Below are 9251 nucleotides of genomic sequence, written 5' to 3'. Positions count from 1 at the left end.
ATACGTCACCTCGCGCCCCCTGGCATGTCTCCTGCGGCGGACGGCTCGTCGTCGGCTATGCGGCGGAAGCGGCGGGGCTTGGCACGGGGCATGGGCGGGCTGGGGGCCCTCCTTGCGGCCGCCCTGCTGGTGCCGCCGCTGGGCCTGTGGCCCGGCGAGGGGCGGTTTATCGCCAGCGGCCTCTATTGGGTGCTGGCGGCAGCCTGGCTCGCGGTGGTGTGCCTACGTGCGACATCTCTGCGCCTCAGATGGTATGCGGCCCCTCTCGCTGGGATGGCGCTGTTGAGTCTACCCGCCGTGTGGGGCGACACGCTTAGTCTGCCGGTGGTGTCCCGGGTTACGGCATTGTGGCTGGCCGGCCTGGTGTTGGCGGGCGTGTCAGCCTGTCGCCTGAGTCGGGGCGGGGCTGCCCGCCTCGGAGATGCACTGGTGGCCGCCGGGGTCGCCGCGGCAGTCACGGTCTATGTACAGGTGCTGGCGCCGGACCCCCAGGCAGTGTGGATGCCGGCTGCCGGGGACGGGCGCCCGTCCGGCCTCTTCATGCAGGTCAACTGTATGGCCAGCTTCCTGGCGACTGTCATCGGCGTGGCGACCCTACAGGTCCTCCGGGGGCATCATCGCGGCCCGATGGGTCTTGCCCTGGGGGTGATGGGGCCCGCCCTGGTGTGTTGCCAATCCACCGTCGGTGTGTTGGGCGCCGCCCTGGTTGTGGTTGCGCTGCTCCTTCTGGCGCGCTATTACCGTGTCCTCGTGGTGCTGGTCGCCGTGGCAGGTATCGCCCTCGGCGGCCTGGCCGGCTGGCAGTCAATCAGCCAGCCCGCGCCCACAACTGCGGCCGTCGTGGCGGCACCCGTGGGGGCATCACCTACCTCTAGTCACGCGCCCCCCGTCCCCTATCCCGACCTCGTCACCGGACTGGACCATAGTGATGGCCGGGCCGCCCGTGTCATCCTCTGGCGGGCTGCCTGGCGGCAGTGGCTGACCCACCCGTTCTTCGGCACCAGCATGGGGAGCTTCACGCGGGTGTTTACCGAGGTCTTGCGGGACCCGGAGCTGGGCTATCGCTGGGAGACCACCACCAGGCATCCCCATAATGAACTGCTGTTCCAGGCCGTAGAGGGTGGCCTGGTGGCCGTGAGCGGCCTGCTGCTTATCGTCGGCTGGGGGCTGTGGCGGACCTACCTGGCCTGGCGAGCCATGGCGCCGGTCGGCGGGTTCTGCGCCCCACGGGGGGATGCCGCGGGGTGGCTGGTGTGTTGCCTGCCGATAGCCCTGCACGCGATGGTGGAGCTTCCCCTGTACCAGTCCCCCCTGCACGTACTGGTGCCCGTGCTGCTGGCCGGCATCGGGGTGGCACGGTCAGGGACTGTTGCGGGCGGTCGCGTGTGGACTGCGCCACCGCGGCTTGCGCCGTGGCTGCGGGCCCTCGGCGTGGTCGTGGCCCTGGCTGCGACCGTCCAGTGCATCAACAACGCCCGGGTGGCGGGTGCGGTGTCCGTTGCCGTGCGCTCCGCGGGGGCGGACATTCAGCCGCTGCGTGATGCCCTGCGCTGGAACCCCTGGGTTGACCCCGACGAGGTCGGGCTGGGCGGCCTGGCCCGGTCGGTGTGGCTCTATAACCACCACCATGACGAGGCCTTGCGCGCGTCGGCGCAAGCCTGGTTATCAGACTACCTGACCCGGTACCCCAGCCCGGAGATGTACCGCACCCTGCTGCAACTGGAGCGGGCCGGCGGGGATATGACGGCCTACCGCCAGACCCTGGCGCGGGCGCAGTATCTGTTTCCCTGGTCGTCGCTGATACCGGCGACGCCTGAACCCTAACGTATTGACTGAGGCATACGACATGATGTTACGACAACTTTCTATGCATAGGCCTGTGTGGCGACTCCGCCCCCTTGGCTGTCTACTGGGGGCGTTACTGGGTGGTACCGGTGTATTGCCGGCGCAGACGCCGTCCGCAGGGGTGGAAACTTCGCCAGCGCCCACGTCCGGCTCGCCGGCATCAACCCGTACCGCGCCGCCCACCGCGTCGTTCGGCGGGCAGGTTGTTGCCCAGGCGGCCACCGGTACATCGGGGGCGCCTTCCTCTGTGCCGCCTGCCGCTACGCCGTCTGCCAGCGTGCCGGGGCACCCTGGCGCCGAACCGTCCGCGGAGGGCGTGAGCGGCGCGGCAGCGGCAAACCCGACGCCGGTGCCCGAGCGGGAGGCGTCGCCGCCGGCCCCGGGTGACGAGAACCCCTTGCCGTTGGCTACCGAGGCGCAGCGTCAGGCGTACGCCAGCGGGGTCAACGTCTGGCGCGATATTGAGAACTCGCTGGCCACACAGCGCGGCCTGGGTATCGAGCTGGACCGTCGTTATCTGATGGCGGGTCTGCAGGACATGTATGCCCATCGGTCGCTGCGGATGGGGGCTGCGGATATGGAGGCGGCGATGACCGCCTTGAACGCCCAGTACAGCGGTCAGGCGCAGGCCGTCCGGGAGCATCAGGAGACCGAGGGGCGGGCCTACCGCGTGGCTTTTGGGAAGCGCAAGGGGGCGTTCATCGATGCGGGTGCCTGGTACCTGGTGGTGGAGCAAGGTAAGGGACGTCACCTGCGTACGACGGATAGGGCGATCCTGAGCGTGACCGGCACGTTACCGGACGGCACGGTCTTTGATGCCTCAGGCCAGAACGGGCAAAACAAAACGGTGAAGGTCGGGGCGTTGTTGCCGGCGGTCGCCATCGGGCTGCAGAAGGTCGGCGTAGGCGGGCATGTCATTGTGGTGGTCCCGCCCCAAAAGGGCTATGGCGATGCGGGGTTGCCCCCTGCCATACCCGGCGGTGCCACGTTGATTTTTGACGTCACCGTAAAAGGCGTGGGCGCGTGAGGCGCAGCAATAGGGAGGAGAGGGATGCAGAGAAGGATGGAATGCTGGCTACGCGCCTGGCGACGTGGCGTGGCGGTTTGCCAGCGGCACTGGCGCCTGCTGCGGCGCTATTGGCGTGCGCTGGACAGGGCGCTGCTCAGGGGGGATATCCACGGGGCCACGCGCCGGTCCGTCGCCCGCGATGGCGACAGCGTGGGTTTCATCGTGCTGGTGTGCCTGGGTTTATTGGTGGCGTGGATGTTCTTCTTCCAGCATTACGTGGCCGGCAGTGGTGGTCACTGACTAACAAGCCGGCGGGGTGTCCTCTCGGGGGCTCCCTGCCAGGAGAGATGAGTAATCAACCGGATCTGTTACCCCAGCCGGTGCCGCGCGGCGCGTTTCCCGCAAGGCGCGCCTACGGGACCAGCAGTCGCTGAGGCGCTGGTTTTTGCAAGGGCTTAATGAAGTGGTGTGCCTGTGACACGGCGACATAGACCAAAGCTTATCTGAGATAAAAGGGAAATATACGATGTTTTACCTACAGTCGCCTTTGCCTGGCGTCCTCCTGGCCTTAATGCTTGCTGCTGTTTCTCAAGCTGCAGATGCCACTGAGCAGGCACATAATCGTATTGCAACGAAAGAGCAGCCTTTCACGCTGAAACTGGGGCAGTCCCGGGTCATTTATGATCCCGAATCCGAGGGGGCCACCCTGACCATCATGAACGTGCAGGATTACCCAATGCTGGTGAAATCAGAGGTGCTCAACGAAGACCGAAAGAGCGCGGCCCCTTTCGTTGTGTCACCGCCGCTGTTCCGCCTGGACGGGCAACAACAGAGTCGGGTGCGCATTGTTCGCACCGGCGGTGACTTCGCGAAGGACCGGGAGACGCTGCAATGGCTCTGTGTGTCAGGCATCCCCCCGCAGGCGGATGATGAGTGGGCGAAAAAAAATGGAAAGGCGGTCAAACCGTCACAGGCTACCATCAATGTTCAGGTTAGCGTGAGTTCTTGCATCAAGCTCTTGGTGCGTCCGTCATCAATTAAAGGCTCTCCAACTGATATGGCGTCGTCATTGAAGTGGCAGCGTCAGGGCATCTGGCTGAAGGTGACTAACCCTACGCCGTTTTATATGAACCTGCAGTCAATATCCGTTGGTGGTCAATCTGTCAACGGTCTGGATTATATCCCGCCGCAAGGCGAACGGAAATTCACGTTGCCCAAAGGCGCCTCGGGGAAAGTTGAATGGCACCTGATCACCGACTTCGGGGGGAGCAGTCGGCCTTACACCGGTACATTGCAGTAATCTGACCAGGCCCAATAGCAGGCCCACCATGAGGATCCTTGAGTTTGAATCTAAAGCTGCTTGCCTTGGCTGTTAGCATCGGGGGCATACCCTGTGCGGGCCTGGCGCGAGAATATACCTTTGACCCTTCAATGCTAGGCCTATCGGGAAAAGGCATTTATATGACCTTGATTAATCAGGGGGGGCAGCTGCCCGGGACCTATCCCGTTGATATTTTTCTCAACGGGGAGCGGGTCGATTACCGCGACGTTGTCTTTAAGCGCAGCAATGAGGCAGACGGTTCATCCTTTCTTGCGCCGTGTCTGAGTGTGGACAGCTTGTCGCGTTACGGTGTCCTGGTCGATCACTATTACGATGCGAAAGCCCGAGAGGAACAATGTGCGTTACTGTCGGCCATTCCGGGCGCGAAAGTGAACTATCAGTTTTACAGCCAGCAACTCTTGTTGAGCATTCCGCAGGTTTCTCTCCGGGCACAACTGCGCGGCATTGCGCCGCAGGAATTATGGAGTGACGGTATTCCGGCTTTTTTGCTGGACTACAATGCGAACACAACGCGTACGGAATACCGGGGCGGGTATACAACAAACACCAACTCTTCCTATGTGCAATTAAACCCGGGGGCCAACCTGGGGCCCTGGCGATTGCGCAATCAGACAAACTGGCAGAAACAAGGCGTCGTGAAAGGAAAATGGCAGAGTGTCTACACCTATGCTGACCGTGGCTTGTATGACATGAAGAGCCGGCTCACGTTGGGTGAGCGGTCGACGTCTGGTGATGTGTTTGACAGCGTTCCATTTCGTGGGGTGATGCTGAGCACGGATGACAATATGGTGCCCTGGAACCAGCGCGGGTTCGCTCCGACAGTCCGGGGCATTGCCAGGACACAGGCGCGCGTCGAAGTCAGGCAAAACGGGTATACGATTTACAGCCAGACGGTTGCCCCGGGACCGTTTGCCCTAACAGACTTGAGTTTATCCGGTAGCGGGGGGGATTTGCAGGTGACCGTATGGGAAACAGATGGCAACCCTCAGGTGTTTACCGTGCCGTATCAGACGCCTGCAGTATCGCTGCGAGAAGGTTACGTTAAGTACAACGTCATGGCGGGGCGTTATCGTCCGGCGAGTTCAGGGGCGACAGGCTCAGTGGCCCAGGGCACCGTGATGGTCGGTTTACCCTGGAACCTCACGGTATACGGCGGGGGGCAAACGGCAGCGAACTATCAGGCGGTGTCGCTGGGGCTGGGCCTCTCAATGGGAGCATGGGGAGCGCTATCGTTGGATGGCACAAACAGCCATGCCCGTCGAAGAGGAAGAGATACGGAGAATGGCACTGCTTGGCGTGCGCGTTTCAGCAAAGAGATTGTTGCAACGCAGACAACGCTGGTGATGACCCATCAGTATGTTTCAGAGGGTTATAACACGCTGTCAGACGTGCTGAATATCTGGCAAAAAAGTGGTGAACGGGCGGATTGGGATTATCTGAACAGTCCGTATGACCGCAGAAAGTCGACTACTTCGCTTGTGTTGAGCCAGGCCATGGGGCTGTGGGGATACCTGAACCTCAATGGCAGTCGGAGCAATTACTGGAACCGTGGTGGCCATGATGATTCATACGGGGCGAGTTATGGCTTCGGGGTCGGGGGGGTATCTGTCTCGCTGGGTCTGAACAAAACCAGGCAGTTTGACAACCGCGGTGAGCGGCGAACCGATACGGTGACAAGTTTGTATGTGAGCGTGCCATTAGATCGCTGGTTGAGCTCACACGGTTCATCAGTGAGTGTAACGTACCAACTGACCTCGTCGAGAGATTCTGATACCAACCAGATGGGCCTGAACGGCTATGCCTTCGACCGTCAACTGAACTGGGATGTGCAGCAGCGCCATCAGAGTGGGAATAGTGTTTCTGATCGCGATAACAGTGCATTGCGCATGACATGGACTGGTCGCTACGGGCAACTGTCGGGTAACTACAGTTACAGCCCTCACCAGCGTCAGATGGGGGGGAGTGTGGCGGGAGGCATGATTGTGCATCACAACGGTGTCACGTTTGGTCAATCGCTCGGCGGCACGGTTGCGCTTGTCGAAGCGCCGGGTGCATCTGGCGTATTGGTCAGTGGTTTCCCCGGGGTTAGCACGGACTTCAGGGGGTACACGAGCAAAGCATATCTGACGCCTTATCAGGAGAATACCATCAGTCTGGATCCGACGGCGTTACCGCCGAATGCGGAAATCATGCAGACCGATGTGAAAGTTGTCCCTACGCAGGGCGCAGTGGTGCCAGCGGCGTTCTCTGTCCGTGTGGGGGAGCGTGCACTGATGACCCTAACGCGAACCGGGGGCCAGGTTGTCCCGTTTGGCTCTGTCGTGACACAGGTGTCAGTACAAGGCGCGGGGATTGTCGGCGACAAAGGGGAGGTGTATCTGACAGGTCTTTCTCCTCAAGGTACGTTGGTAGCCAAATGGGGGGGGAACAAGCAATGTCGGGTAAATTATACGCTGCCTGATGAAGGGAGTCATACATTACCAGGCGGTATCGTCAGGACGACAAAGGAAATCTGTCAATAAAGCGTAATCATAATCGGGCGAACGGTATTTTGCTGAACGGTAACTATAAGGGCATTAATGGTGGGCAGAATAAACGCGCGAGCCTATGCGATGGCTGGAATACTGACGTATTACTTGGCGGGTCCGGTTTATGCCCAGGCGAGTGAAGCTCCTCGCTTGAGCATTCAGACCAGCGAGGGGCTGAGCGCGCACTTACGTGATGGTGACATTATCGCCAGGGGGAGTGTCGAAACCCATGATACGCATGCGGGGTTTCAGGTATGGAGCGATGTATCAACGCCCGGCAGTACGCCAGACCGTTATGTTATAACCAGCACTCGAAATGAACGGAACAGATTACACGTCAGGATTGAGAGAGCTGGCGGTCGTCCAGACAGGGGCAGTGGGAAGGGGCTGATTATTGATACAGGTGATGACGTTGCGCCGTTCAGTGTCGTATCGGATGGTGAACAAACGGTTGTTGCCGACAGTTATCAGTTTGTGGTCAGAGCCGCTGTTGTGGATCGCAATGGCCTGGGGACGTCCGTGCAACAACTTGCCACCCTTGATTTTGCTGCCGGGAGAGTGCTTCGGCATGAGCTGAGGGCTGCACAGCCTGTCTTCTTAACCGACCTGGCAGACAACACGCTGCTGGCTATTGGTGTGGTGAGTACACAGGACGCGTCTGAGCAACGCATAGCGGTCCGCTTTGCCCAAGGGGATGGCGAACGAAACGGTGACGTCCGCCATATTATCCTCTCGGGCGAAAATAACGATGGCCATAAACTCAGGGTTAAATTGCAATTCCCTGAGGCGGTGGCTGAGCGGGATAGTTGGGTTGTCAAGGCCATCGCGCATCCCGTTTTTGATTATACCGTCAATGCGGATGGTGCACAGGAGGTGCCAGCGGACACTTATGTCGTGAGGGTTGAAAGTGCTGTTTGGAGTGATTGAAGTCACCCTGACCGGTTGCTTATTCGAGTGTTAAAAGTCCATTACTGTGGTTGGTGTTACCGCCGTCTCTGCCCAGACTGAGAGCATCTTACCATCGGTTTATTTTTTACTAATCATCTTAGGTCAAATTAGCGGCATTCTTTTCGTATACCTGCCGCGTTTGTGGGTGGCGCGGGGTCCCTTTAGGGAAGGGGCGGGGTTCATGCATCCACGGTCTTGATATGTTATTAACAGAGGTCATTATGAAATCTACAATAAATACACTCGCCATGCAGGTGATGTTACTGATGGGTTCGGTCGGTGTGGCGCATGCTACCGGAGTCGATACGGCCACGGCCAAAGAAAAGACGGCCACGCTTAGTTTCGCAGCTCCGATGGTGATTAACAACGATTTAACCGCTGTAGACGGTCTTGAGGCCGGCGACCTGTCGGACGGCGACCCGGTCGCGACAGGAAGTATCACGGCAGCTAATGCGGCGTTGTTTGCGATAAAGTGGACGGCCACGGTAGTGTCGGTGGAGACAGGAGGTTTACAGGCGATGGCAAAAGGCAAGTCCGACCCGAAGCATGAGTTGGAGTTGGTTCTTGACACCTTGAATGCGACCGGGGACTCCACCCACGATAGCCTCGGCGGGGGATGGTACCAGGTGTCCGGACCGGCGTCAAAACAGGCTGCGTACGCGGTTAAATTGATGGGCGATCAGACAGTCGAAGCCGATGATTACACCATCGGCGTCACCGCTGCGGTATACGTCCCATGACTCCCCGTTGCTAGTTCGACCGGAAAAGGGGGGGGTTGCGCCCCATGGGAGTGCACGGGTGTTCAGACGTCTGGGCTTGAGTAAAAACACTGTTGCCGTGTATACCATCCAGGTCCTGACGTGACTGCCTCAGGTCGCGGATTTGCTCGTAAAGCCGGCATTATGGCTGACGGTGATCGTTATAACCCCAGAGTGCAAGGTTCTTGCACTCTGTTTTAAACCACAATCCATCATCCGGTCAATCCCTGGTTGCTTTACCATCGCGGATGCCGGGATAACAACCCGGCGTTAAAGATAGCCGATGACAACCTCAGCGCATGAAAGTTTTTCTCCTGAGTACGGACCGTAGTTACCCGGCCGAATGTTTTCGGTATTGGGATTAATCATCGTTGAGTATAAAGCGGTTTGTTGCTGATTTTTAATGCGTTGCTGTCTCAAATTTAAGGTAGCATTGAGTTGAAGTCAGTGAGTTCGGCGTGTCAGAAAATGACGTATGGCAGTGATTATTCTTGAGTTTTGTGGAGTTTGGGAGATGTACATAGAAGTGAAACTGGTGCCCGGACGCGGAATCGAACCAAGGACACGGGGATTTTCAATCCCCTGCTCTACCGACTGAGCTATCCGGGCAACGCGCCGCATTAAACCTTAATGACCGTAGGGCGTCAAATGCTTTATCGCGGAATGCTGGCCGATTGCGCGCTTTTCCACCATCCCGGCAGGGTTAATGCTCAGCGCTGGTCTTCCTTATTTTTATCGCAAACCGGCCTGCAGATTGTGGCTTCCTGCTGCGGGTTTATCTTACTTTGGTGGAAAATTGTCTTTTTAGGATTATTCCTTAC

Annotated in this window: 7 protein-coding genes and 1 tRNA gene; 7 read left to right on the top strand and 1 reads right to left on the bottom strand. The window is 59.2% G+C overall.

The genetic code is table 11. The features are described 5' to 3' along the window. The 7 genes from BL249_RS09675 to BL249_RS09645 all read left to right on the top strand — a co-directional run. On the top strand, positions 1–1824 hold a 1824-nt coding region (locus BL249_RS09675), incomplete at its 5' end, for a PglL family O-oligosaccharyltransferase (protein WP_206746963.1). A gap of 337 nt (positions 1825–2161) precedes the next feature. Beyond that, a complete protein-coding gene (locus tag BL249_RS09670) occupies positions 2162–2872 on the top strand; it encodes an FKBP-type peptidyl-prolyl cis-trans isomerase (protein WP_158233109.1) in 711 nt (236 codons plus the stop codon). A 36-nt stretch (positions 2873–2908) separates the two neighbouring features. Continuing rightward, a complete protein-coding gene (locus tag BL249_RS09665) occupies positions 2909–3154 on the top strand; it encodes a hypothetical protein (RefSeq protein ID WP_099707136.1) in 246 nt (81 codons plus the stop codon). Positions 3155–3380: 226 nt separating this feature from the next. After that, positions 3381–4154 carry a fimbria/pilus periplasmic chaperone gene (locus BL249_RS09660; RefSeq protein ID WP_143354810.1) on the top strand — a complete coding sequence of 258 codons (774 nt, stop codon included), beginning with the start codon at positions 3381–3383 and terminating at the stop codon, positions 4152–4154. A 44-nt stretch (positions 4155–4198) separates the two neighbouring features. Further along, positions 4199–6718 carry a fimbria/pilus outer membrane usher protein gene (locus BL249_RS09655; protein ID WP_143354811.1) on the top strand — a complete coding sequence of 840 codons (2520 nt, stop codon included), beginning with the start codon at positions 4199–4201 and terminating at the stop codon, positions 6716–6718. A gap of 156 nt (positions 6719–6874) precedes the next feature. Continuing rightward, complete coding sequence (afaD, locus tag BL249_RS09650; RefSeq protein ID WP_158233110.1) at positions 6875–7651, top strand: AfaD family invasin; 777 nt, start codon at positions 6875–6877, stop codon at positions 7649–7651. Between the two features lie 242 nt (positions 7652–7893). Next, positions 7894–8412: a hypothetical protein gene (locus BL249_RS09645; RefSeq protein ID WP_143354812.1), complete on the top strand. Its 519-nt coding sequence runs from the start codon at positions 7894–7896 to the stop codon at positions 8410–8412. A gap of 551 nt (positions 8413–8963) precedes the next feature. Here the strand turns inward: BL249_RS09645 and BL249_RS09640 are convergent. Then, positions 8964–9039, bottom strand: a tRNA-Phe gene (locus tag BL249_RS09640). Positions 9040–9251: the final 212 nt, after the last annotated feature.

It is taken from the genome of Erwinia sp. OLFS4, assembly GCF_002752165.1.
GTDB lineage: Bacteria > Pseudomonadota > Gammaproteobacteria > Enterobacterales > Enterobacteriaceae > Izhakiella.
The sequence above is the reverse complement of the archived record's forward strand: the minus strand, read 5'-3'. Positions and strand labels throughout refer to the sequence as shown.

Excerpts from the sequence above, each read along its gene's own strand:
- BL249_RS09665 (WP_099707136.1), top strand. The coding sequence starts at position 2,909 with ATGGAATGCTGGCTACGCGCCTGGCGACGTGGCGTGGCGGTTTGCCAG.
- BL249_RS09660 (WP_143354810.1), top strand. The coding sequence starts at position 3,381 with ATGTTTTACCTACAGTCGCCTTTGCCTGGCGTCCTCCTGGCCTTAATG.
- BL249_RS09645 (WP_143354812.1), top strand. The coding sequence starts at position 7,894 with ATGAAATCTACAATAAATACACTCGCCATGCAGGTGATGTTACTGATG.